The sequence below is a fragment of the Microbaculum marinum genome (assembly GCF_037855135.1).
GTDB classification, from domain to species: Bacteria; Pseudomonadota; Alphaproteobacteria; order Rhizobiales; family Tepidamorphaceae; genus Microbaculum; species Microbaculum marinum.
In genome coordinates this window covers 119504-144277 of record NZ_JAZHOF010000014.1, presented here as the reverse complement: position 1 = coordinate 144277, position 24774 = coordinate 119504, and the positions used below count along the sequence as shown (strand labels likewise).

The 24774-nt window shown below is 69.3% G+C and carries 18 protein-coding genes; 12 read left to right on the top strand and 6 right to left on the bottom strand.

The features are described from left to right. Window positions 1-204: 204 nt before the first annotated feature. Together V3328_RS25670 and V3328_RS25665 are read right to left on the bottom strand one after the other, a co-directional pair. Complete coding sequence (locus tag V3328_RS25670) at window positions 205-1731, bottom strand: indolepyruvate oxidoreductase subunit beta family protein (protein ID WP_340332582.1); 1527 nt, start codon at window positions 1729-1731, stop codon at window positions 205-207. Between the two features lie 628 nt (window positions 1732-2359). Next, a complete protein-coding gene (locus V3328_RS25665; protein WP_340332581.1) occupies window positions 2360-4534 on the bottom strand; it encodes a thiamine pyrophosphate-dependent enzyme in 2175 nt (724 codons plus the stop codon). Window positions 4535-4925: 391 nt separating this feature from the next. On the opposite strand from V3328_RS25665, the gene V3328_RS25660 reads away from it, so the two are divergent. Continuing rightward, window positions 4926-5441: a MarR family winged helix-turn-helix transcriptional regulator gene (locus V3328_RS25660; RefSeq protein ID WP_340332591.1), complete on the top strand. Its 516-nt coding sequence runs from the start codon at window positions 4926-4928 to the stop codon at window positions 5439-5441. A gap of 27 nt (window positions 5442-5468) precedes the next feature. On the opposite strand, the gene V3328_RS25655 is transcribed toward V3328_RS25660, so the two are convergent. Continuing rightward, the gene (locus V3328_RS25655) at window positions 5469-6926 is read right to left on the bottom strand and encodes a YncE family protein (RefSeq protein WP_340332580.1); all 1458 of its coding nucleotides are present in this window, start codon (window positions 6924-6926) and stop codon (window positions 5469-5471) included. 41 nt (window positions 6927-6967) lie between these two features. Beyond that, a complete protein-coding gene (locus tag V3328_RS25650) occupies window positions 6968-7450 on the bottom strand; it encodes a DUF305 domain-containing protein (RefSeq protein WP_340332579.1) in 483 nt (160 codons plus the stop codon). A gap of 495 nt (window positions 7451-7945) precedes the next feature. On the opposite strand from V3328_RS25650, the gene V3328_RS25645 reads away from it, so the two are divergent. From V3328_RS25645 to V3328_RS25600, 10 genes are all read left to right on the top strand, one after another. Continuing rightward, on the top strand, window positions 7946-9856 hold the full coding sequence (locus V3328_RS25645; protein ID WP_340332578.1) for an autotransporter assembly complex protein TamA: 1911 nt from the start codon (window positions 7946-7948) through the stop codon (window positions 9854-9856). 48 nt (window positions 9857-9904) lie between these two features. Continuing rightward, complete coding sequence (locus V3328_RS25640; RefSeq protein WP_340332577.1) at window positions 9905-14227, top strand: translocation/assembly module TamB domain-containing protein; 4323 nt, start codon at window positions 9905-9907, stop codon at window positions 14225-14227. Window positions 14228-14361: 134 nt separating this feature from the next. After that, entirely contained in the window at window positions 14362-15471 is a 1110-nt protein-coding gene (locus tag V3328_RS25635; RefSeq protein ID WP_378758834.1) for an ABC transporter ATP-binding protein, read from the top strand. Between the two features lies 1 nt (window position 15472). Next, window positions 15473-16465: an ABC transporter permease gene (locus V3328_RS25630; protein WP_340332575.1), complete on the top strand. Its 993-nt coding sequence runs from the start codon at window positions 15473-15475 to the stop codon at window positions 16463-16465. Next, window positions 16458-17279, top strand: a complete 822-nt coding sequence (locus V3328_RS25625; RefSeq protein ID WP_340332574.1) for an ABC transporter permease — start codon at window positions 16458-16460, stop codon at window positions 17277-17279. Before V3328_RS25630 ends, V3328_RS25625 begins: the two co-directional genes overlap by 8 nt. 63 nt (window positions 17280-17342) lie before the next feature. Further along, window positions 17343-18377, top strand: coding sequence for an ABC transporter substrate-binding protein (locus V3328_RS25620; RefSeq protein ID WP_340332573.1), 1035 nt, complete (start codon window positions 17343-17345; stop codon window positions 18375-18377). Between the two features lie 165 nt (window positions 18378-18542). Further along, window positions 18543-18956 (top strand): ArsR/SmtB family transcription factor, encoded by a 414-nt coding sequence (locus V3328_RS25615; RefSeq protein WP_340332572.1) that lies wholly within the window; start codon window positions 18543-18545, stop codon window positions 18954-18956. 56 nt (window positions 18957-19012) lie between these two features. Further along, the gene (locus V3328_RS25610) at window positions 19013-19729 is read left to right on the top strand and encodes a DUF899 domain-containing protein (protein WP_340332571.1); all 717 of its coding nucleotides are present in this window, start codon (window positions 19013-19015) and stop codon (window positions 19727-19729) included. A gap of 22 nt (window positions 19730-19751) precedes the next feature. Continuing rightward, window positions 19752-20321, top strand: coding sequence for a DUF899 family protein (locus V3328_RS25605; protein ID WP_340332570.1), 570 nt, complete (start codon window positions 19752-19754; stop codon window positions 20319-20321). A gap of 121 nt (window positions 20322-20442) precedes the next feature. Beyond that, window positions 20443-21357, top strand: coding sequence for a nitrilase-related carbon-nitrogen hydrolase (locus V3328_RS25600; RefSeq protein WP_340332569.1), 915 nt, complete (start codon window positions 20443-20445; stop codon window positions 21355-21357). Window positions 21358-21512: 155 nt separating this feature from the next. Here the strand turns inward: V3328_RS25600 and V3328_RS25595 are convergent, their stop codons facing one another. Next, a complete protein-coding gene (locus V3328_RS25595) occupies window positions 21513-22595 on the bottom strand; it encodes a class I SAM-dependent methyltransferase (RefSeq protein ID WP_340332568.1) in 1083 nt (360 codons plus the stop codon). Window positions 22596-22825: 230 nt separating this feature from the next. Here V3328_RS25595 and V3328_RS25590 point away from each other — a divergent pair, with 230 nt between their 5' ends. Next, on the top strand, window positions 22826-23857 hold the full coding sequence (locus V3328_RS25590) for a histone deacetylase family protein (protein ID WP_340332567.1): 1032 nt from the start codon (window positions 22826-22828) through the stop codon (window positions 23855-23857). A gap of 1 nt (window position 23858) precedes the next feature. On the opposite strand, the gene V3328_RS25585 is transcribed toward V3328_RS25590, so the two are convergent. Further along, window positions 23859-24764 (bottom strand): dienelactone hydrolase family protein, encoded by a 906-nt coding sequence (locus V3328_RS25585; RefSeq protein ID WP_340332566.1) that lies wholly within the window; start codon window positions 24762-24764, stop codon window positions 23859-23861. Between the last annotated feature and the right edge of the window lie 10 nt (window positions 24765-24774).

The following is a 24774-nucleotide window of genomic DNA, read 5'->3' as shown; positions in this document are numbered from 1 at the left end:
AAAGATCCTCCTCACCGCAAACGCCATCCTCCGCGACGAGGTACCCTTCCATGCCTGAAAAACACAGTTGCCGGCTCGGGGGCCGGGACGTATTCTGTGCGTGGGGCTTAGCATTTGCCAATTCCGTAGCCTACGCCCCGGCCTTGAGCCGGGGCCCAGCGGGGCGGTTGCGGCGGGTTCCGGCGCCGGCGGAACGAGCGACCGTTATTCCGCCGCCTGGCGATCCGGGCCGACGCTCGCCCACAGCGCCTCGATCGTCTGGCCGAGCGCGGCGCCCTCGGGGTCCTTCAGGGCGGCGAGGCGGGCGTTGAGGACGGCGTCGGCGAACAGGCCGGGGGGCAGGTCGCCGGCGAGTGCCGGTTCGACGATGCGGGTCGCGATCGTCCCGAAGTTGCGGCGGCCGCGCCTGTCGGTGTCGGAATAGCCCTTCACCAGCCCCGCCAGAGCGACGACCTCGCGGGCGGCGGCGGGGTCGATCTCGAGCGCCCGGTCGACCAGCGACAGCCAGCGCTCGATCCACTGCTGCTCCTCGGCGTAGCGCAGGGTGCGCGGCCGCCAGCCGCGCAGCGAGGCGAGGAGCTTCAGCCGCAGGAAGCCGCCGAACCGGGTGGCGGTGACGTTCATCGGGATCGACCAGCCGGACCAGCCGCGGCGCTCGAGGGCCGCCAGGACGCGGCGCGCGAGGCCCGCCGGCAGCAGCGACACCAGTTCCTCGGGGCCGGGCTTCATGTACTCGACGACGTCGACGATGTCGCCGGCCCGCGCCTTCGATTCGGCCCGCACCGCCTCGAGGCGGGCGGAAGCCAGTTTCAACTGGGCGACGCGGATGACGTCCTCGAAGGCCATCCGCACCGCAAGCAGCCGGGCGAGCTCGGACAGGAATGCGCCGTCGACGCCCGGGCGACCGGCGAAGCGGCCGAGCCGCTCGGCGTAGAGCGCCACGTAGGCGTCGTCCTGATACGCGGCGAGGCGCTGCGATCCCGCCTCGATCATCGGCACCGCCTCGGGGGGATGGAGCGACCAGGATTCCGGGACGGGGGGGTTATCGGGTGCCGAAAAAGGCGAAGACTCGGGCGCACCGGTCTCCGGCATGACGGCATCCGGCGCGCCGTCGCGGGCAAACGCAAGCCCCGCCTCGAAGCCGCGCAGGTTCTGCTCGACGGCCTTGCCTCCGGCGCGGACCGCCTCCCGATAGGCGTCCGCGGGGATCGGCACGGCGCCGGAGCCGGCCAGCGCGCCGAGCAGCACCGCGTTGAGATGGCCGCCCGACGCGCGCGCCACCGCCTCGAGGTCGCCGATCATGGCGCGGCGCGAGAACTGCCGGGCGATCTCCTCCAGCCGCCCGGGGTCGAGGCGGCCGTCGCCCATCGCCTGCTTCTCGGCGACGGTGAAGACGCGGCGGCGGACGCCGATCAGCAGCGTGCGGTCCGGCGTCGCGTAGCCGGCCTGCACCATGCGGGCGGTCTCCAGGAGTTCGGTGCCGACCAGCACGTCGACGCGGCCGGGCGCCGGGTTGAGCGCCAGCACCGGCGTGCGGTCGGTGCCCGGCAGGATCTCCAGGTAGTAGGTGGTGGCGCCGGTGCGCTGGGCGACGCCGGGAATCGAGGTGCGCTGGACATGCAGGCCGGCGACGACGGCGGCATCGGCGATCCAGCCGGCCAGCACCCCGCCGCCCTCGCCGCCGAGCGCCGAGATCAGGATCGAGACGGGACGGGAGGCTGTCCCCGTCATGTCGCGCTTGTCCCGATGCCGCGGGCGGAGGCCGAGGGATGCGGCTCACGCTGTAACCCCTCACCCGGCACCTGCGGTGCCGACCTCTCCCCATGGGAGAGGTGGGAGGAGATAGGTCGGCTTGTCGTGGTGTGGGCGGATGCCGGTATCTCGCAGCGCCGGCAACCACCTCTCCCCGGCGGGGAGAGGTCGACGCGAAGCGTCGGGAGAGGGGGCGCCAGGCGATGCGGCTCGCGCAGCAGCCCCTCACCCGGCACCTGCGGCGCCGACCTCTCCCCATGGGAGAGGTGGGGGGAGATGGGTCGGCTGGTCGTGGTGTGGGCGGAGGGAGGTCGGCGCGTGATGGTGTGGGTAACCGATGATGGTTCGCAGCGCTTGCCCTCACCTCTCCCCGACGGGGAGAGGTCGTCGCGCAGCGTCGGGTGAGGGGGTGCCGAGGCCAGACGGTTGGTGGAATGCGGCTCGCGCCGGAGCCCCTCACCCGGCACCTGCGGTGCCGACCTCTCCCCATGGGAGAGGTGGGGGGAGGCGGGCTGGCTTGTCGTGCGGAGGGCGAAAACTGCTCTCCGCTTCCCACATCGGGTCGCCGGCACATCGGCGTCCGGGGTGGTGCTCGGCTTGGCCATGTTTACTCCGCCGGGACCGGCTGCGGCGCGGCGGGGCGAGGCGCCTGCGGTGCCGGGGCGTGGCCGCCGAGCAGGCGGATCAGCCGGGCCGACAGGGCGGCGCGGAAGCGGTCCCAGGCGGTCGGGTTCTGGATGATCTCGATGCGCGCGAAGGAGGGGCAGAGCTGGGCTGCGTGCGAGACCTCGCCGCACAGGCCGCAGCCGACGCAGTCGTTGTTGACGTGGGCGACCGGCTCGGGCTTGAGCGGATCGGCGCTCGGCCTGACCGTGAGCGAGGGACAGCCCGACAGGCGGATGCAGGCATGGTCGCCGGTGCAGACGTCCGGATCGACCCAGAAGCGGGTGCGCACGACGCGTTTGCCCTCGGCGACTGCCTTGGCATTGGCCGGCTTCACCCGGCGCTGGCGGGCGAGCTGGCATTCGCCGTCGGCGACGATCACCTTCAGCCCCTTCTCGGGCGCATCCATCGCCGCCTTCAGCGTCTTGCGCATGGTCGAGACCGAGTAGGAGCGCACCGTCTCGACCCATTTGACGCCGAGGCTCTTCAGCGTCGATTCGATGTCGAGCGACTTGCCGCGGCCGTGCTCGCTCGGCAGCGACGAGGGCACGTCCTGGACGCCGGTGGCGCTGGTGTAGCCGTTCTTGAAGATCACCAGCACCGAATCGTCCTGGTTGAACACCGAGCCGGCGACGCCGGTCAGCAACCCGTTGTGCCAGAAGCCGCCGTCGCCCATCACCGCCAGCGGCCGCTTCGCCTGCGTCCCCGACACCGCGGCGGCGGACGCCAGCGACATGCCGTAGCCGAGGATCGAGTTGCCCTGGCTGAACGGCGGGAAGGTCGCGAAGGCGTGGCAGCCGATGTCGGCCGCGACGTGGACCGGGCCGGTCTCCTGGCGCAAGAGCTTCATCGCCGAGAACACCGGCCGTTCCGGGCAGCCGGTGCAGAAGGTCGGCGGGCGCGGCGGCAGCGGGGCGCTGAGCGCCCGGCCGACGGCCTCCGAATGGCGGCACACCGCGTCGACCCAGTCGTCGAGGCGGGCGGATTCGTTGCGGCCGTAGCGCGACAGGAAGGCCGACAGGCCCTTCGCCACGACGACGGGGGAGTATTCGCCGGCCATCGGCAGCACGTCCTTGCCGTGCAGCACGGTGTTCAGATCGGCCTTGCGCAGGATCTGGCCGATCTCCTTCTCGATGAAGTCGGGACCTCCCTCCTCCACCACCAGCACGGCGCGCTTCCCGGCGCAGAATTCGGTGATCTCCTCGGGCACCAGGGGATAGGTGACGTTGAGGACGTGGGTCGGGATCTCCAGGTTGCCCCAGGCGTCCGACAGGCCGGCCTCGGCGAGCCGGCCGTTCAGCACGTTGAACATGCCGCCCTGGACGATGATGCCGATGTCGCCGCTATCGGGACCGAAGCGCTCGTTCAGGGCGTTGTCGCGAATGAAGGCGCGGGCGGCCGGCAGGCGGCGGTGCACCTTGTCGGCCTCCTGCACGAAGGTCACCGGGGGATGGCTGAGCCTTGCATAGTCGAATGTCGCCGGCTGCTGGATGCGGTTGGCGGCGGAGAATTCCGAGCGCCGGTTGTCGGCGGCCTCGAAGGAACCGAAGACGTGACAGGCGCGGATCCTCAGCTCCATCATCACCGGCGTGTTGCTCGCCTCCGACAGTTCGAAGCCCTTCTCGACCATTCTGACGATGGTCGGCAGCTCGGGTCGGGGGTCGAGCAGCCACAGCGACGACTTCACCGCGTAGGCCTGGGTGCGCTCCTGGATGACGCTGGCGCCCTCGCCGTAGTCCTCGCCGACGACGATCAGGGCGCCGCCGATGACGCCGGCCGACGACAGGTTGGACAAGGCGTCGGCCGCGACGTTGGTGCCGACGATCGACTTCCACGTCACCGCGCCGCGCACGGGATAGTTGATGGAGGCGGCCAGCATCGCCGCGGCGGCGGCCTCGTTGGTGCAGGTCTCCAGGTGGATTCCGAGCTCCTCGAGCAGATCCCCGGCCTGGACCAGCACGTCGAGGAGATGGCTGACGGGGGCGCCCTGGTAGCCGCCGACATAGGCGACCCCGGACTGCAGCAGCGCCTTGGTGACGGCCATGATGCCTTCGCCGTGGAAGGTGTCGCCGGCGCCGAGCCGTAGATCGCCGATCTCGCGGCGAAACGAGACTTCCATTTCTCCTCCCCGTCGGCGGAGCCGACATACATTTCGATATCGGCGGAGCCGACATACATCTCGATATCGGCGGAGCCGACATACGTCCGGACACCGGCGGAGCCGGCGCGGCTCGTGTCGCCGGCCATGCGCTCTCCCGCGGTCCATCCCGCGGTGCAGGCGTCGCGGATGACGCGAGTGTACGAACGCGGTAGTAAGTACGTCAAACTAATGCGTCTTCAACCTGAGGAACGCAGACCGGGCCGCGGTTCCTGCTGTAGACAGGCGCGTGAGAGGCCGTAGCCCGGGCGCCGGGGGCCCGAGCGCCGGAGTGGGGCGCCGGAGTGGGGCGCCGGAGGAGCGCAATCCGGACGGCCGGGTCGCAGACGAGGCGGGGAGCAGTGGCGTGACGATGGAATCCGAAGGTCGGACCGGAACCGGCGGCGCGGCCGATGGCGGCAGCCGGGGGCGGTCCGGGAAGGCGGACGGCAGCGCCGAGATCGACTACGGCGAGCTGCCGAGCTATATCGGCTACCTGCTGCGGCGGGCCCAGGCGACGATCTTCCGCGATTTCGAACGCGCGCTCGGCGACATCGGCCTGACGCCGGGCGCCTTCGGCATCCTGATGCTGATCCGGGCCAATCCCGGCATCACACAGATGGACCTGGCCAACGCCTTCGGCATCGACAAGTCGACGCTGACGCCGGTGCTCAACCGGCTGGAGGCCGGCGGCCTGGTGCGCCGCGAGCAGCTTGCCCACGACCGCCGCTACAACGCCCTGTTCTTCGAGGAAGCGCGCAAGGACTTCTTCGAGCACGCCCGGAAGCGCGTGCGGCAGTTCGAGCAGTCGGTGGCCGACAGGCTGGCGCCGGACGAGCAGGCCGAGCTTGTCCGGCTGATCGGCAAGCTGCAGGCAGCGCAGTCCTGAGCCGCTCCCGAACCGCTCCCGAACCGCTCAGGGCGCGGTCTGAACCTGCGCCACGGCGCCGGGCTTGGCCGCGGTGCCTTCGGCAATGACCAGATAGCGCCGCGTCGTTGCTTCGGCCGCCTGCACGATCTGGCGTATCGGCCCCGTCGCGTTGACGATGGCGGCGCCGGCCGGGTTGGTGACGAAGGCCGACAGCGGCTCGAGCGGGCCGGAGCCGTCCGGCGCGCCGGCGAGGGCCAGCACGTACGGGCGCTTCGGCGCGAGGCCCGTGACCGAGGCCTGCAGGATCTGGATCAGCCCCTGGTCGAACAGCGACACGCTGGTGGCGGCATCAGGCGCGGCGGCGCCGGCCGCCGAAAGGCTCAGATGGGCCGTCTCGCCGGCCAGGCCGAGCGGCTGCAGGTTGGCGGCGCCCTCGCCTGCCGGCACGGCGGCCGGCACATAGGTCACCGCCTGCGGAGCCTGGCCGATCGGAATGGTCGCGATCACCTCGTTGGTTAGCGTGTCGATGGCGGCCAACGTGTCGGCGTTCTCCAGCCCGACATAGACCCGCGAGCCGTCGCCCGATGGCCAGATGCCGTGCGGCAGCTTGCCCACCGGAATGGTCGCAACCTGCGTGAAGTCGTCGGTGCGGAACACCTTCACCTCATCGAGCCCGCCGACCGTCACGTAGGCGAATGTCCCATTGGCGTTGCGGGCGAAGTTGACGTGGTTGGTGATCGGACCGGTATCGATGGTCCGCAGCACCTCGAAGGGCGGCCGGGCATCGAAGACCTGGGTCCTGCCGACGTCCTTCAGCGTGAGCCATACCTGGGTGCCGTCGGGCGTTGCGGCGATGTTCGGGCAGAACGGGCTCGCCTGCGGGACGCGGCCGACGATCCTGTGCTCGGCGACCGAGACCACCACCGTCTCCGGGGTGAACGACGAGCAGATATAGCCGTAGCGGCCGTCGGGCGAGAAGATCTGCATGCCCGGCCCGTCCGGCACCGGGATGCGGGACGTCTCCGCGTAGGTGGTGCCGTCCAGCACCGCCACGTAGTCCTCGCCGCGCACCGTCACCCACACTTCGCTGCCGTCGGGCGTGAAGAAGGCCTCGTGCGGCGAGCGGCCGACATAGGTGGTGTGCTTCACGGCATTGGTCGCCGTGTCGATGAAGGTCACCGAATTGGAGCCGATGGAGACGACCGCGAGAGTCCGGCGGTCCGGCGAGAAGCCCATGCCGTGGACCAGCACCTGGCCGCGGTAGAGCGGGCTGAAGTTGGCGGGCTGCGGGTCGCCGAGGCGGATGACGCCGAGCAGGGCGTTGGTCGCGGGATCGGTGACGGACACCGTGTTGGAGAACTGCTCGGCGGCATAGACGCGGTCCCGGTCGCTCACCGGAATATCCGGGGCCGAAGCGCCGAAGGGCGCCTGGCCGGCGAGCACGGGTACGGCGGCGGCCATCAGCGTCGCAGCGAAAAGGATGGACCGGATGAGGGCGATCATGACGGTTGCTCTTCCTGAGGTTGCGGGCGTCACTGCGGGCGTCACTGCGGGCGGCAATCGGCGGTGGCGGATGCTGCCGCACCGTCTCCGGACACCGCGACGGCTGCCGGCACCTCCGGGACTGTGGGCGCCGGTGCGGGCGGCGGCAGCGGCTGGCCCAGCGCAAGGCGCATCGCGGCAATCTCCTGCTGCTGCTCGACGACGATCTCCTGGGCCAGCCGGCGAAGCTGCGGATTGTGGCCGTAGCGCAGGTAGGCGACCGCCATGTCGATGGCGCCCTGGTGGTGCGGAATCATCATCGCGGTGAAGTCGGCGTCGATGTCGCCCGTGGGCTTCACGTCCATGCCGGCCATCATCGTGACCATGGCGGCAGCGTTTTCGGCGAGGAACGTCGCCGCCTCGCCGGCCGGGATCACGACCGCATGGCCGCCATCGTGATGGCCGCCCTCCTGGGCCGCGGCAGGGACGCCGGACAAGCACACCGCCAACAGAACGTGCGAAAACATCCGGTATCGCTGCGACATCGCTGCCTCCCCTGCGGGTCGAATTGCGCCGTACGCGCCTGCGACGGCTTCCGCCACGCTCGCACGTGACGGGCATCCGCGCGTCCATACACTGGTGCGGATGTCCCATATCCCCGTCCGGGCCGATCATACGAAGGTACGATACCGCGCCGAACGCCGGGCGGCCGGGGCCGGGGCCGCATGCCCGTCCGGCACCCGCCGGCGACACAGAGGCTTCAATTTCGCAGCATCTGGGCTAAAACCTTCCCGGCAACGAAACCCCGAGGCCGATCCGGGGCTGCAACGCTTGCGTAACCCCTGGAGTCGATAATTCCTCAGTTTTGTTATGGCAGCGCGCCTCGTCTTGGATAGAGTTGGGGTGTAGGAGTAAGGCGGCGAAACCGGCGAAAGGGTCGAGCGGCAGGTAGTTCGAGCAGGCGTGTGAGACTTCGATTCAACGTGTTCAGATTTGTCGATCGTCTCCCGGGGGGCGGCCGGACGGGCGGGCTTGCCGCCATGACCGTCGCGGCCGGCCTGTGGACGCTTGCGTCGGTTGCAGCACCGACGCGGGCCCAGGATGCCCAGGCGCCGGACGCACAGCCGGAGGCCGAATCGGAGGCTTCGGCCGCGACGACGGCGCCAGGCATCCCCTACACCTCGACGATCGAGGTCACCGGCGGCACCGATGCGCTGAAGACCAACATCACCGACACATCCAACCTGAAGGCGCTCGAGGGCGAGCCGCCGGCCGGGCCGGTCGGACTGGTGCGCCGGGCGGCCGCCGACATGCAGCGCATCCAGGCGGCGCTCAACGCGGGCGGATTCTACGGCGGACTGATCAACATCACCGTCGCCGGGGTCCCGGTCGCCGACCAGAGGGCAGTGGACGCGGCCGCTGCGGCCGCGCTGCGCGGCCCGGTTCCGGTGGTCGTGCGGGTCGAGGCGGGCCCGCAGTTCGTGTTCGGCGTGATCGAACTCGCCGACGCAGCCACCGGGCAGCCCCCGGCGCCGCTGCCGATCGATGTCTCGGCGCTCGGACTGGCGCCCGGCACGCCGGCGCGGGCGGCCCTGGTCCTGACCGCCGAGGGGCGGATCGTCGACCAGATGCAGGACCTCGGCTATCCGCTGGCCAGGGTAGCCAGCCGCCGCGCCGTCGCCGACCATTCCAACGACACCCTCGACGTGACCTTCTTCCTGGAGCCCGGCCGGCAGGCCAATCTCGGCACGGTCGAGGTGCGCGGGGCGACGAGCGTCGATCCGCAGTTCGTCGAGCACATGGCCAACGTGAAGCCGGGAACCCGCTATTCCCGCCAGGAGGTGGAGCGCATCCGCGACGAGGTCGCCCGGCTCGACATCTTCCAGTCGGTGCGGATCATCGAGGGCGACAGCGTCGGGCCGGACGGCACGATCCCGCTGATCATCCAGGTCGACGAGCGCAAGCCGCGCTTCGTCGGCATCGGCGCCAGCTATTCCTCGACCGAAGGCGGCACCGTCAACGGCTACTGGGGCCACCGCAACCTGTTCGGCCAGGCCGAGAAGCTGCGCATCGAAGGAGAGGTGTCGCGGCTGTTCTCGAATTCCTTCACCGACCTGCAATACGTCGCCAAGGCGACGTTCGAGAAGCCCGGCTTCGTCACCTCGCTCGACGACCTGCTGATCGAGGCGCGGGCGTTCCACGAGGTCCCCGAGGCCTACGAGAGTACCGGCGGCGGGGGCCAGGTCGCATGGCGGCGGCGGTTCACTGACGAGTTCGAGGGCCGGATCGGCGCATCCGTCGAGCACGAGCGCATCACCGACGCGCTCGGCACCAACACCTACACGCTGGTCGGCATTCCGGTCTCGGCGCGCTACGATTCGACCGACGACAAGCTCGACCCGTCGAAGGGCATCCGGGCGATCGGCGAGGTCACGCCCTATCCCTCCTTCCTGGGCTCCTCGGTGAACATGACGCGCCTGGAGGGCTCCGTGTCCACCTACCACTCGTTCGACGCGGCGAAGCGGTTCATCCTTGCCGGCCGCATCCTCGCGGGAACGGTGATCGGTCCCGACAGCGTCGCCGAGATTCCCGCCGACAAGCGCTTCTACGCCGGCGGCGGCGGCACGATCCGCGGCTACGACTACCAGGGCGTCAGCCCGCGCCTGCCGAACGGCGAGATCATCGGCGGCAAGCACCTGTTCGTCGCCTCGGCGGAGGCGCGCCTGAGGGTGACCGACACCATCGGAATCGTGCCCTTCGTCGACGCCGGGGGTGCATTCTCCTCGGGAACGCCTACATTCGGTTCAGAGGACTTCAAGGTCGGGGCCGGCCTCGGACTGCGGTACTACACCGCCATAGGCCCGATCCGCTTCGACGTCGCCGTGCCGCTGGAGCGCGGCCCCTGGGATCCAAGCGTCGCCTTCTACGTTGGTCTCGGACAATCGTTCTAGCGCCCTGTTCGGCGAGAGGCCCGCGGGTCCGGAGCCACTGGAGACACCGTGCGCAGCAGAACGCGTCGCATAGCCGGCATCGTGTCGGCGCTGTTGTTGATTCCCCTGCTGCTGGTCGGCGGGCTGTTCGTGTTCATCCAGACGCCGCCCGGCCGGGGGCTGATCGTCTGGGCGGCCGAGACGTTCGGCAGCACCGAGACGGCTGAACTGCGCATCGGCAGCCTGCAGGGCCGCATTCCCTTCGACATGACGGTGCGCGACGTCAGCCTGTCGGACGCCGACGGCGCCTGGCTCGACGTCGACCGGGCGCGGCTCGCCTGGCGGCCGTTCGCGCTCGCCGCCGGGGTCCTGTCGATCGAGACGGTCGACGTCGGCGACGTGTCGATCCTGCGGCTGCCGCCGGCGCGCGAGGCCGCGCCCGAGCCGGGCGGCGGCGGCATTCCGGTGCTTCCCTTCGAGATCGTCGTCGACCGGCTGAACGTCGACCGGATCGCGCTCGGCGAGCCGGTGCTCGGCGAGCCGGCGGCGGTGACCGTCACCGGCGACGCGCGGCTCGGCGATCCCGCCGACGGCCTGGCGCTGCGGCTCGACGTCGAGCGCGTCGACGGCACCGCCGGGACCATCGCCGCGCGGCTCGGCTACCGGCCGCAGGACCAGTATCTCGACCTCGACCTCACCGTCGACGAGCCGGCCGGCGGGCTGGTGTCGCGGCTGAGCGGCATGCCCGGCCTGCCGCCGCTGCGCATCAGCGTCGACGGCGTCGGGCCGATCGACGACTTCGCCGCGACCATCGATCTCACCGCAGGCGACCAGGGCGACGCGGACGGCACCGTCACCGTCACCCGGCGGGCGCTGCCGGGTGGCGGGGCCGGCAGGGCGCTGGCGCTCGACCTGCAGGGCGAGGTGGCGGGGCTGCTGCAGCCTGCCTACGCGCCGCTTGCCGAGGGCCGCTCGACGCTGGCCGCGCGGGTCGTCTTCCCCGACGAGGGGCCGATCACGATCGAATCGCTCGAGGCGCTCACTGCCGCCGGCTGGGTCTCGGTCTCCGGCAGCGTCGACCCGCAGACGATGTCGGCGCGGCTCGCCTACGAGGTGATCGCCGGCGAGGCGAAGCGCTTCGCGGGGATCCTGCCGGTCGCCGCGTCGTGGCGCGGCATCGAGGTCAGCGGCCGCGCCGACTACGGGCCCGGCAGCGCGGCGCTTTCGGCGAACCTGCTGGCCGAGGACGTCGCGGTGGAGGGCAATTCGGTCGCCGCGCTCGACCTGTCGATGTCGGCGGATGCCGACGGCCCGCTCGACGATCCCGACACGCCGATCGCGGTCGCCGCCAACGGGCGCGCTTCCGGCGTCGCCACCGCCGACAGCTCCTATGCCGGCGCGGCCGGCGAGAGCGTGGCGCTCGACGTCACCGGCACGGCGACGCCGGCCGGACGGTTCGAGGCGGACGCGCTGAAGCTGGTGCTGGGCGCCGGCGAGATCCTGTGGGCGGGCGTCATCGACGCGGCCGGCTTCGACGGCAACCTGACGGCCAGCAATGTCGACCTGTCCAGTTTCGCCGGCCTGAGCGGTCTCGACCTGACCGGCATCGCGGGCCTGAAGGCCGACCTTGCCGGCAGCTTCGACGGCGCCCGGCTGTCGGCGACCGTGGACGGCGGGATCGAGGGTTTCGGCACCGGCATCGCCCAGCTCGACGGCGCGCTCGGCGAGAGCTTCACCGTGTCCGGAGGCGCCGAACGCGACGCCGACGGCAGCTTCGCCTTCGACGACCTGACGGTGTCCGGGGCGGCGCTGAAGCTGGTCGCCGACGGCCGCGCCGACGAAGCGCGCGCCGACGTCGACGCCGAGATCGAGCTGACCGACCTCGCCCGGCTCGACCCCCGCGTCACCGGCTCCGCCCGCGCAACGGCAAGGCTCACCGGTTCGCTCGAGGACCTGGCGCTGCAGGCGCGCGTCGCCATCGACGAGGCGACCGCGATGGACCGGCCGATCGAGAACCTGACGGTCGAAGTCGACGCCACCGACGTCACCGAAGCGCCGTCCGGCGCGCTGAAGCTGTCGGGCACCGTCGACGGGCAGGCGGCGACCGGATCGGGCCGCATCGCCCGCGAGGACGGCGGCTTCGAGATCAGCGGCCTCGACATCGTCATCGGCTCGGTGCGGGTCGCCGGCAACGTCAGGCTCGACGCCGACAACAAGGCGGCCGGCCAGGTCGTCGTCAAGGCGGCCAACCTCGGCGACCTGTCGGTGTTCACGCTCACCGAGATGGCCGGCAAGGTCGACGCGACCGTCGACCTTGCGGTGGAGAACGGCGTCCAGGTGGTGCGGGCGAAGGCCAGCGCTTCGGGCGTCTCCGCCTTCGACACCCGGATCGGCTCGGCCGACCTGACCGCCGACGTGCGCGATCCGACCGGCCGGCTGATCGTCGACGCCGACGTCACGGCGCGGGCAATCGATGCCGGCGGGCAGCGCATCGACAGCCTCAGGCTCACGGCCAGCGGCGGCGTCGAGGAGAATGCCTTCACGCTGGAGACCTCGGGCCTCGGCGCCAGCGTCAGCGCACGCGGCGGCGTCGCGCTGGTCGACGGCGACATCACCGTCAACCTCGCCGCGATGACGCTCAGCGGCGGCGGCCAGACCGGCACGCTGGCGCGCCCCGCGACGATCCGCGTCGCCGACGGCGGCGTTGCGATCTCCAACTTTTCGCTGGCCACCGGCGGCGGCGGCATCGACGTCAACGGCACCGCCGGCGAGACGCTCGACCTGCAGGTGGCGATCCGCGCCCTGCCGCTGTCGCTGGCCGAGATCGCCGCGCCCGGCACCGGCCTGTCGGGAACCCTGTCGGGCAGCGCCAACGTCCGCGGCAGCGCGGCTTCGCCGAGCGGCCAGTACGACCTGCAGGTGAGCGGCCTGTCGATCGCGGCGATGCGGCAGGCCGGCATCGACCCGGCCAGCATCACCGCCTCGGGCCAGCTCGCCAACGGACGCACGACGGTCAACGCGCGCATCACCGGTGGCTCCGGCACCAACGTGACCATCTCCGGCTCGGCGCCGCTGTCGGCGAGCGGCGGGCTCGACCTCGGCATCGACGGGCGCTTCGACCTGGCGATGCTGAACAACATGCTGGCGGCCTCCGGCGACCGCGTGTCGGGTCCGGTCACCGTCGACATGCGGGTGCGCGGAACCGCCGCCGCGCCGGACGCCTCGGGAACGATCCGGATGACCGGCGGCACCTATTCGAGCCCGCTCAACGGCGTCAATCTCGACAATATCGCGCTGGAGGCGCGCGGCGGACTGCAGAGGATCGAGATCACCCGGCTGTCGGCGCGGGCGCCGAACGGCGGCACCATTTCCGGCTCCGGCACCGTCGGCCTCAGCGGCGACCTGCCGGTCAACGTGACGCTCAACGCGGAGGACGCCCAGATCATCAACAACGATCTGGTCGACGCCACGATCGACGCGGCGCTGCGGCTGACCGGACCGGCGGCGACCGGTCCGGACCTTGCCGGGACCGTGACGATACGCCGGATGGACATCCAGCTGCCGGACCGGCTGCCGGCCTCGATCACGCCGATCCCCGTCGAGCACGTCAACACGCCGCCGGCGGTGCAGGCGCAGCTCGACGAGGAGCAGGCGCTCGGCGGCCAGGGCGGCGGCGGCGGCGACTTCGACGTCGCACTCGACCTGAAGGTCTCGACCACCAACCGGATCTTTGTGCGCGGCATGGGCGTCGACGCTCAGCTCGGCGGCGGCATCACCATCCGCGGAACCTCCTCGACGCCGATCGTGCAGGGCGGGTTCGAACTGAGGCGCGGCTACATCGACGTGATCGGCCAGCGCATCGACTTCACCCGCGGCATCATCACCTTCCCCGGCACCGACAAGATCGATCCGCAGCTCGACCTCGTTGCCGAGACCACCACCTCGTCGATCACCGGCATCGTCACCATAGGCGGCCGCGCCTCGAACCCGACCATCCAGCTGTCGTCCTCGCCGGCGTTGCCGCAGGACGAGGTGCTGGCACACATCCTGTTCGACCGGGCGACCGGGCAGCTGACGGCCGGCCAGGCGGTCCAGCTGGCGCAGGCGGCCGCCACGCTTGCCGGCATCGGCGGCGGCCCCGGCATGCTCGATTCGATCCGCCGGAAGTTCGGGCTCGACGTGCTGCAGATCACCACGGCCGGCGACGACCCGGCGATCGGCATCGGCCGCTACATCAACGACAACATCTATCTCGGCGTCACCCAGGGGACCTCGGCCCAGTCGAGCCGCGTCACCGTCGACATCGACATCACCGACAACATCCGCGCCCGCGGCGAAGTCGGCGCCGACGGCTCCTCCAGCGTCGGGATCAACATGGAATGGGACTACTGAGCCGGGCACCCGGCCGCGAATGTGATCACAATTTGCGCAGCCGCTGAGATCTATCAGGGCATTGTTTCGGCTCTGGAACCGGCCTTTGCGCTTGCGTCCACCGTCCGGCGTGATACCATTTTTGCCCAGTTGCAATGGACCGGGGGACGTACGTTTTGGTGAATGCTGCCGTCGAAGCGCGGGGCGTTACCAAGGTTTTCGGCGAGGGGCCGGACGCAGTCATCGCGCTGGACGATGTCAGCGTCGAAATCCGCCAGAACGAGTTCTTCACGCTGCTCGGACCGTCGGGGTGCGGCAAGACCACGCTGCTGCGCCTGATCGCCGGGTTCGAACATCCAAGCCGGGGTTCGATCCTGCTGAACGGGCAGGACATCTCGGGCCTGCCGCCGTTCAAGCGGCCGGTCAATACGGTCTTCCAAAACTACGCGCTGTTCCCGCACATGACGGTTGCCGGCAACATCGGCTTCGGGCTGGAAATGCTCGGCAAGCCGAAGGACGAGGTCGCCCGCACCGTCGACGAGATGCTGCGGCTGGTGCGCATGGAGCAGCTCAAGAACCGACAGACCTCCCAGATCTCCGGCGGCCAGCAGCAGCGCGTCGCGCTGGCGCGGGCGCTGGCGCCGCGCCCCGAGGTGCTGCTGCTCGACGAGCCTCTGTCGGCGCTCGACCTGAAGCTCAGGAAGGAAATGCAGATAGAACTCAAGCGGCTGCAGCACGAGACCGGCATCACCTTCGTCTTCGTCACGCATGACCAGGAAGAGGCGCTGACGATGTCGGACCGGGTCGCCGTGATGAGCAGCGGCCGCATTCTCCAAGTCGGCTCGCCGCGAGAGATATACGATCATCCCTCGGAACGGTTCGTCGCCAACTTCATCGGCGACACCAACCTGATGGAGGCCGAGATCATCTCGATCTCGGAGGGCACGGCGCGGCTCAGGCTGCCGTCGGGGACCGAGACCGACGCCGACATGCCCGAGGGCATGGGCGAGGCCAGGCGGGTGACCGTGGTGGTGCGCCCGGAACATGCGCGGCTTGCCACCGGAGACGGCGAGGCGGCCCTGACGGGGACGCTGGAGAACGTCGTCTATTTCGGCACCGACACGCACTATCACGTGCGGCTGGCGGAGGGCGACCTGTTCACCGTGCGCGCCCAGAACATGCGCGGGCGCGACGAGGGGCACGAACCGGGAAGCCCGATCGGCATCCATCTCGCCGAGCGCTCCGTGCAGGTGCTGAAGGACTGAGATGGTCGCCCCGGACGCCTCCGCCGACGACAGGCCGAGGTCCGCGGCGGCGGCGATCGCGGCGGAGCGGCCGGCCGGGTCGCAGCGCGCGCTGGTGGAGGAGGCGCGGCGGCGCGAGATCCGCAACAAGCGGCTGCTCGCCACGCCGGCGCTGATCGTGCTGTTTCTCGCCGCCTCCGGGCCGCTGCTGATCGTGCTGGTGTACTCGTTCCTGACGGCCGGCCCCTACGGCGGCGTGGTGTGGGAGTTTTCCACCGAGGGCTGGTTCAAGGTCCTGTTCCAGCGCGACATATTCGACGACACGCTGAGCCTGGCCGACGCCCACCTGTCGATCCTGTGGCGCTCCATACAGCTGTCGTTCATGACGACGCTGCTGACCTTCTTCTTCGGCTTCCCGACCGCCTATTTCATCGCCACGCGCCCGCCGAAGTACCGCGAGCTGTGGCTGTTCCTGATCACCATACCGTTCTGGACCAACCTCTTGATCCGCACCTTCGCGATCATGGAGGTGATCCGCGCCGAGGGGCTGATCAACCAGCTGCTGCTCGGGCTCGGCATCGTCGAGAAGCCGGTGCAGATGCTGTACACCGATTTCGCCATCCTGGTCGGCATGACCTACGTCTACCTGCCGCTGATGGTTCTGCCGCTCTACGCCTCGATGGAGAAGCTCGACTTCCGCCTGGTCGAGGCCGCCTACGACCTCTACGCGACCCGGTTCCAGGCGCTCAGGCGGGTGATCGTCCCGCTGGTCAAGCCCGGCATCATCGCCGGGTCGATCCTGGTGTTCATTCCATCGCTCGGCGCCTACGTGACGCCGCGGGTGCTCGGCGGCGGCAAGAAGATGATGCTCGGCAACCTGATCGAGCTGCAGTTCGGCCAGGGCCGCAACTGGCCGCTCGGCGCAGCGCTGTCGATAACGCTGCTGGTGATCGTGATGGTGGCCCTGATCGCCTACGTGCGCACCTCGGCGAAACCGAGCGCGGGCCATGGCTGAGCTGTCGGGGCAACGCGGCCGGCCGTTCTCGGTGCGGCGGCAGACCGGCTTCACGACGATCGCCGTGGTCTGCTTCGTGGCGCTCTACGCGCCGATCATCACGCTGGTGGTCTACTCGTTCAATTCGTCGGTCTCGATCGCCTCGTGGGAGGGCTTCTCCTGGCGCTGGTACGTCGCGGCATGGCAGAACGACCAGGTCCAGCAGGCCTCGATCCGGTCGGTGGTGATCGCCAGCTTCGCGGCTGTGATCGCCACGACGCTGGCGACGATGGCGGCGCTGGGCACGACGCGGACGCGGCCCTATCGCGGCCTGACCGCCATCTACGCGATGATCAACCAGCCGCTGATGGTGCCGGAGATCGTCAGTGCGGTGGCGCTGCTGATCTTCTTCGCGATGGTCAAGGTGGCGACCGGCTACACCGGCCTCGGCTACCTGATCGCGGCGCATACCGCGTTCTGCATCCCGTTTGCCTACCTGCCGATCCGGGCGCGGCTGGAAAGCATGGACCTGACGCTGGAAATCGCCGCAGCCGACCTCTACGCGACGCCCTGGAACGCGTTCCGGCGGGTGACACTGCCGCTGCTGTGGCCGGGCATCCTTGCCGGCGCGATGCTGGCCTTCGTCATCTCGCTCGACGACGTGGTGATCACCGAGTTCGTCAAGTCGGCCGGACAGGACACGCTGCCGACCTATATGCTGGGACAGCTCAGGCGCGCCGTCACGCCGGAAATGAACGCCATCTCCACCGTGTTCCTGGCGATATCGGTGGCGCTGGTGACGGTTTTCTTCTTTCTAAGCCGAAGAAGAAAGTAGGGTGGGCGCCGGGAAGACCGGAATGGCTTCCGGCGCCTCAAATCAACAGAGGGAGAACACGACATGCAGTGGAAACTGACCACGAGCGCCGCCGTCGCGGCGCTGCTTGCCACCACGGCGATCGCGAGCGCGGAAGGCAAGCTCAACATCTTCAACTGGGGCAACTACACCAACCCGGACCTGATCGAGAAGTTCGAGAAGGAGCACGACGTCGAGGTCACCGTCACCGACTACGATTCCAACGACACGGCGCTGGCGAAGATCAAGGCCGGCGGCCACGGCTTCGACATCGTGGTGCCCTCCAACAGCTACGTGCCGATCTGGATCCGCGAAGGCCTGCTGATGGAGTCGCGGCCCGACCAGATGGAGAACTTCAAGAACATGGATCCGCGCTGGGTCGACGTCGACTGGGATCCGGGCCGCCACTACACGGTGCCCTGGCAGTGGGGCTCGACCGGCGTGGCGGTGAACACGTCGGCCTATTCGGGCGATCCCAACACCTCGGCGATCTTCATGGATCCGCCGGAGGAACTGGTCGGCAAGATCAACGTCGTGCCGGAAATGAACGACGTGATGAACCTGGCGATCCTCTACGCCGGCGGCAAGCCCTGCACGGAGGACAAGGAACTCCTCAAGAAGGTCCGCGACGCGCTGCTGGCGGCCAAGCCGAAGTGGATGTCGATGGACTACGGCACCACCGAGCGTCTGGCCAGCGGCGACATGATGGCCAGCGTCAACTGGAACGGCTCGACCTTCCGCGCGCGCCTGCAGAACCCGGACGTCGTCTACGGCTATCCGAAGGAAGGCTACGTGCTGTGGATGGATTCCGTCGCCGTCCTGGCCGACGCGCAGAATCCCGAGAACGCCAAGCTGTTCCAGAACTTCATCATGGACCCCGAGAACGCCGCCCTGATCTCGGCGTTCGCCCGCTATGCCAACGGCATCGAGGGCTCGCAGCAGTACATGCCGGAGGACATGAAGGACGCGCCGGAAGTGAACGTCCCCGCCGAGTTCGCCGACAAGGGCAACTTCGTTCCGGACTGCCCGCAGGCGTCGCGCGACATGTACACGGCGATCTGGACCGAACTGCAGAAGTAGTCCGCCCGAGAGACCGGAGGCCCGGGCGACCCGGGCCTCCCCTGCCTTCGACCGAGGGGGCCTTCGAATGAGGGGCCTCCGCCGGGAGATAGCCGGCGAGACAGCCGGCCGACTTTAAACAACAATCTTGTTGACTATCAATCTATACGTTGATAATCAGGCGGCATGACAGCCGCCAACGCCCGAGCCCTGCCTGACGAGGATGCCGCGCCGAGCGCCGACGAGACCCTCGACGCGGTGTTCTTCGCGCTGTCGGATCCGGTGCGGCGCGCCGTGCTGGCCCGGCTGAAGGACGCGCCGCTGCTGGTCTCCGAACTGGCCGAGCCGTTCGACATCTCGCTGCAGGCGGTCTCGCGCCACATCCAGGTGCTGGTCCGCGCCGGCCTCGTCCGGCAGGAACGCACCGGCCGGATCAGCCGGTGCAGCCTCGACGTCGGGCCGATCTTCTCGGCCGCCGTCTGGATCAACGGCTACACCCACTACTGGCAGGCGCAGTTCGACACGCTGGCCGCGACCCTCGAGGACATCGAGACGCGCAGGCAGGGCGGGGCGCCCGGCGGCCCGAAGACCGAAGAGTGAACCCGACGGCGCCGCGCGGCGACCCGCCGGCGCCCGTCTGCGAATGGAGACGCAAGATGCCCCTCAACACCGCCAACACCGTCGTGTCCAGGGAGGAATGGCTGCAGGCGCGCAAGCGGCTGCTCGCCGAGGAGAAGGCCTTCACCCGGCAGCGCGATGCGCTCGCCGAGGCGCGCCGGAAGCTGCCCTGGGAGCGCGTCGGCACCGACTACACGTTCGAGGGTCCCGACGGCCCGGTCCGGCTGGCCGACCTGTTCGACGACCGCAGGCAGCTTCTGGTCTACCACTTCATGTTCGCCCCCGACTGGGAGACCGGCTGCAAGAGCTGCTCGTTCTGGGCCGACAACTTCAACGGCATCGTCGCCCACCTGCGCCAGCGCGACGTCTCCTTCGTGGCGATCTCGCGGGCGCCGCTTGCCAAGCTGCAGGCCTTAGCCGGCCGGATGGGCTGGAGCTTTCCCTGGGTGTCGTCCGGCGAGAACGGCTTCAACCGGGACTTCGCCGTCTCGTTCACCCAGGACGAGGTGGAGAGCCAGGCGCCGGTGTACAACTACGGGACCAGCAGGACCTACGGGATCGAGATGCCGGGCGTCAGCGTCTTCTACAAGGACGACGACGGCGCGATCTACCATACCTACTCCGCCTACATGCGCGGCATCGACATCCTCAACACCGCCTACAACTACCTCGACCTCCTGCCCAAGGGCCGCGACGAGGACGACCTGCCCTACACGATGGCGTGGGTCAGGCTGCGCGACGAGTACGCGGCCTGAGCACGGTCGGGGAGCAACACCCATGGACTATGCGGACGCATCGGGGAAGCTGGCGGACTACCGGCGCAGGATCGCCGCGCTGCGCGCCGAGATGCGCGACCTGCAGGACCGGGCCGAACCGCAGCCGGTCGAGGACTACGTCCTGCAGTCGACCACCGGCGAGGTGCGGCTGTCGGAGGCGTTCGGCGGCAAGGACGACCTGATCGTCATCCACAACATGGGCCGGTCGTGCCCCTACTGCACCTTGTGGGCGGACGGCTACAACGGCGTCTACGAGCATCTCGCCGACCGCGCCGCCTTCGTCGTGACGAGCCCCGATTCGCCCGCCGAGCAGGCCGCCTTCGCGCAGTCGCGCGGCTGGCGGTTCCCGATGCTCAGCCATCGCGGCTCGAGCTTCGCCGACGACATGGGCTATCGCGGCGACAACGGCTGGCTGCCCGGCACCTCCGTGTTCCGGCGCGACACCGGCGGCATCGTCAGGGTCTCCGACGCGGGCTTCAGCCCCGGCGACGATTTCTGCAGCCTGTGGCACTTCCTCGATCTGCTCGACGGCGGCCGCCGGGGCTGGCGGCCGAAGTATCGCTACGGCTGAGGGGCCGACGGCGGCCCGGCGCAGGTGCCCGCCGGACGGGCCTTGCCAGCGGGCCCGTTAGCGGGTTTGCTCCGACGTAACCGCCGCGCATCGGCGCGGCCCGGCGAACCGGAGCGCTCCGTTGACTGACACCCTGACGCTGGCCCTGTGGGCGACCAACCTGTCCGTACCCGTCAACGGGCTCGACGGCTGGGTCGCCCGCGTCGAGGCGAAGATGGCGGAGGCCGCGGCGGCCGGCGCGGCCTTCCTGATCATGCCGGAATACGCCTCCGAGCAATGGCTGAGCTTCAAGCCGGACGGCCTCAGGCCGACCGAGGAGATCGGCTGGATGGCCGACCAGGCGCCGGCGGCGCTGGAGCTGCTGAAACCGCTGCCGCAGAAGCACGGGGTGGCGCTGCTCGCCGGCTCGATGCCCTGGCAGGTCGGCGAGGGCTACCGCAACCGGGCCTGGCTGGTCCTGCCCGACGGGCGGACGATCGCCCAGGACAAGCTGGCATTGACGCCGGGCGAGCAGGACGCCGACAACTGGAACCTGGCGACGGGCGACGAGATCCGGATCGTCGAGTGGAACGGCCTGCGGCTTGCGACGCTGATCTGCCTCGACGTCGAGATGCCGGCGCTGTCCAGCCTGCTCGCACCGCAGGATCTCGATCTCCTGATGGTGCCGTCGATGACCTACTACCTGTCCGGCTACAGCCGCGTCTTCGGCTGCGCCAAGGCGCGGGCGATCGAGCTGATGAGCACGGTGGCGGCGACCGGCTGCGTCGGCGCGGCGCCGGGCACGACCCAGAACGACCAGAACGTCTCCGGCTGCGCGGTCTACGTTCCCTGCGAGGTCGAACTCGGCTTCACCGGCATCCACGCCGCGGTCGGCCCGGTCGACGGCGACCGGGGTGCGGGCGGCGAGGAAGGCGACGGGCCGTTCCTGATCGCCCGCGACATTCCGGTGGGCCTGATCCGGCAGAAGCGTGCCGGCGCCGCCGAGGTCTGGCCGGGCGCCTGGAACGCGGGTCACGTGCGGCTGACGCCGCAGTGATCCGCTCCGTCCCGTAGATCGCCAGCGGCCGGTGCGCGCGCCGGCAGAAGCATGCGCGCTATTGTCCGGTCACAAACAGTGAACGATCCCCACATGCTTTGGCTGCATGGAGGCCGCGTCCGCCGGCAAGTAAGTGCCGCCGGACGCGATAGCCGTCAGGGCCGGCAGACGTAGTAGGCGTTGATGATGTCGTGCTCGAGTTCGTGCTGGGTGACCTTCGAGAAGCCGGCGTCGGCGAAGTAGGCGATCGCGGTCTCGCAGCCCCACATGGTGCCAAGCCCCTCGCCGCCCTGGGCGAGCGACACGGTCATGCAGTGCATGGTCGACACGGTGTAGAGGAACGGCCCCAGCACGTTGTCCATGTTGCCGTGGTGGTGGCAGGACCCACGGATGTCCTGGCAGATGTAGACGCCGTCCTCCCTGAGGGTGCGGCGGATGCCGCGCAGCACGGACATGGGATCGGCCTGGTCGTGGATGGCGTCGAACGTGACGACGAGATCGAAGGCGTTCTCGTCGGCAGTTGCGGCCAGGTCGCGGGCGTCCCGGACCTCGAAGGTCAGGTTGGCCAGGCCGCGCGCGGCAGCGCCGGCATTGGCGAATTCGATGGCTTCCTCCGACAGGTCGTAGCCGACGAAACGGCTGTTCGGGAACGCCTCGGCCATCATGGTCAACGCCCGGCCGCGCCCGCAGCCCACGTCGAGGACGCGGATGCCGGCCTCCAGCCTGGCGATCACATCGCCACCGAGCGGCAGGATCTGGTCGATCAGCGCGGGCAGCACCGTCTGCGCGCTCTCCTCCATCATGACCTCGTGAAACCGCTCGAATCTGCCATAGGGCACCCCGCCGCCGGCGCGGAAGCATTCGACGATTGCGGTTTCGACACCGCCCAGCACCGATATCTCCTGGGCCGTCACGGCAAAGTTGCCGGCCTCCGCGTCGCGGGTCAGCACGCGGGCGTGCTCGGGAGGCAGGCGGTAGGTTCCGGTCCGCGGCTCGTGGTCGACGATGCGGCCGACCGTCATGGCGCCCAGCCATTCGCGGACGTAGCGTTCCTCGAGGCCGGCCTCGCGGGCGATCCCCGCACTGTCGGACCAGCCCATCCGCGACATCGCGTCGAACAGGCCGGTGCGATGGCCAATCGAGACCATCAGGCACATAGCCCCCTCGTTGAGCATCCCGACCATCCGCTCCTCGAAGGCGGCGGCGCGGCCGGTGTCCAGGCGAAACATCTGATTCATGACAAGCTCCCTTTCAAAATTCAGGCGCCGGAAAAAAGCGGCTCCGGATTGCAGGGCGACGTCGACCGTGTTTCGCGGCGGAATCAGTTCGTTTCAGATGTTTCCGGCAGCCGAATTCAGACAGGGAGGCTGCCCGGCGGGCGCATTGTTGCATGGGACGGGTGGGCGAACGCCCCATAATTCGGTAGACCTACGGCCCGCCGCAAAAACCAATTCGAGCCAGGATCGCCATGAAAACCGTCTATTCCGACGATCACCGCCTGCATGCCGCGAAAGTCGAACTGATCGACGGGACGCTGAAACCGGCCCACGAGAAGCCGGTGCGGGCCGACATCATCCTGTCGCGGGTCAATGAGGTCGGGCTCGGGGAGGTCGTGGAGCCGGAGGATTTCGGCATTGAGCCGCTCGGACGGATCCACGATTCGCGCTATCTGATCTTTCTGGAGACAGCCTGGGCCATGTGGCAGAAGACCGGCCGCGACTGGGACGCCCTGCCCCTCGCCTGGCCCGTGAGGGGGATGAGGGCGATCGAGCCCGACGAGATCGACGGCAAGCTGTCGTACTTCTCGTTCGACGCCGGCGCGCCGATCACCTCGGGGACATGGCCGGCGGTCCGCGCCAGCGCCAATGTCGGACTGACGGCGACGCGCATGGTCAAGGACGGCGAACGGGCGGCGTTCGGGCTGTGCCGGCCGCCGGGCCACCATGCGGCGGTCGACTATTGCGGCGGGTACTGCTTTCTCAACAACGCCGCGATCGCCGCGCAGTGGCTGCGCGACCACGGCTGCGACCGGGTCTCGGTCCTCGACATCGACTACCATCACGGCAACGGCACGCAGTCGATCTTCTACGAGCGCGCCGACGTGCAGTTTCTGTCCCTGCACGCCGATCCGCGCCAGGAGTATCCGTACTTCCTGGGCTATTCGGACGAGATCGGCCACGGCAAGGGCGAAGGCTTCAACGTCAACTATCCGATGGAATGGGGAACCGGCTTCGAGGCCTGGGGACAGGCGCTCAGCGACGCCTGCAACGAGATATCCTATTTCGGCCCGGACGTGGTTGTGGTGTCGCTGGGGGTCGATACCTTCGAGAAGGACCCGATCTCGCAGTTCAAGCTGAAGTCACCCGATTTCCTCGAGATCGGACGCAGGATCGCCAGCCTGAAGCGGCCGACCGTGTTCCTGATGGAAGGCGGCTATGCGGTCGAGGAGATCGGCGTCAATGCCGTGAACGTGCTGACGGGATTCGAGAACGCCGGCTAGGTCAGAACCCTTCGCGCCCGGGTATCAGGACATCGCGCAGGAAGTGCCGGAACCGCCGATAGGCGATTTCCGCGAATTCCGGGTTGTACTTCGACGTCGAGGCCGGATCGACATCGGGCCGGTCGAAGGCATGGGTCGCGCCTTCGATCGTCGCCGTATCGACAGGCGCACCCTCCGCCAGGACGCGCGCGTAGGCCTCATGACAGGGCACCGGATCGGCTGTCGTGTCCGCGGTGCCGTGGATCGCCCAGACCGGCAGGGGCTCGGCAAACCCCCGGCTCGGCGCCAGCGTCGGAAAGCCCGACGCGTTCATGCCGCAATAGGGATAGGTCAGGTAGACCGAGGTCAGGCCTGCAAAGGGATCTTCCGGCCATTCGGTCAGGCTTTGCGGCACCAGGGCGTCGGGTGGCATCGCCAGGAAATCCATCACCGTCCAGCCGCCATGGCTCCAGCCGGCGACCGCCAACCGTTCGGGATCGACATAGGGCAGGTCGCGGGCGAAGGGGATCGTCACGGCGACGTCCCCGGCCCTCTCGGCGCCGCGCAGCAGCCATCCCGAACAGACATCCCCGACCGCCGTCTCGTAGCCTATGCCGCGCGGCGTGAAGCTGTCGACGACGATCGCCACGACCCCTTCGGCAACCGCGAGATCCGAATAGATCCCCATGAGCGCCAGCCGCTTGTCGTCGCGAAACAGGCCCTCGCAGCCCGAATAGAGCAGGATTGCCGGAAACGGGCCGGCGCCGTCCGGCTTGCTGATGACGATATCGGGCTCTAGCAGGGCGAGCAGCTCTGCAGGCGTGCGCTTGTGGACGAAATAGCCGGTAATCGACAGCCAGACATAGGCCGCCGCGGCGAGCACCGCGACCAGCACCAGGGCGAGGCCCCACCCGATGATCCTGCGCATCGCTGCCCGC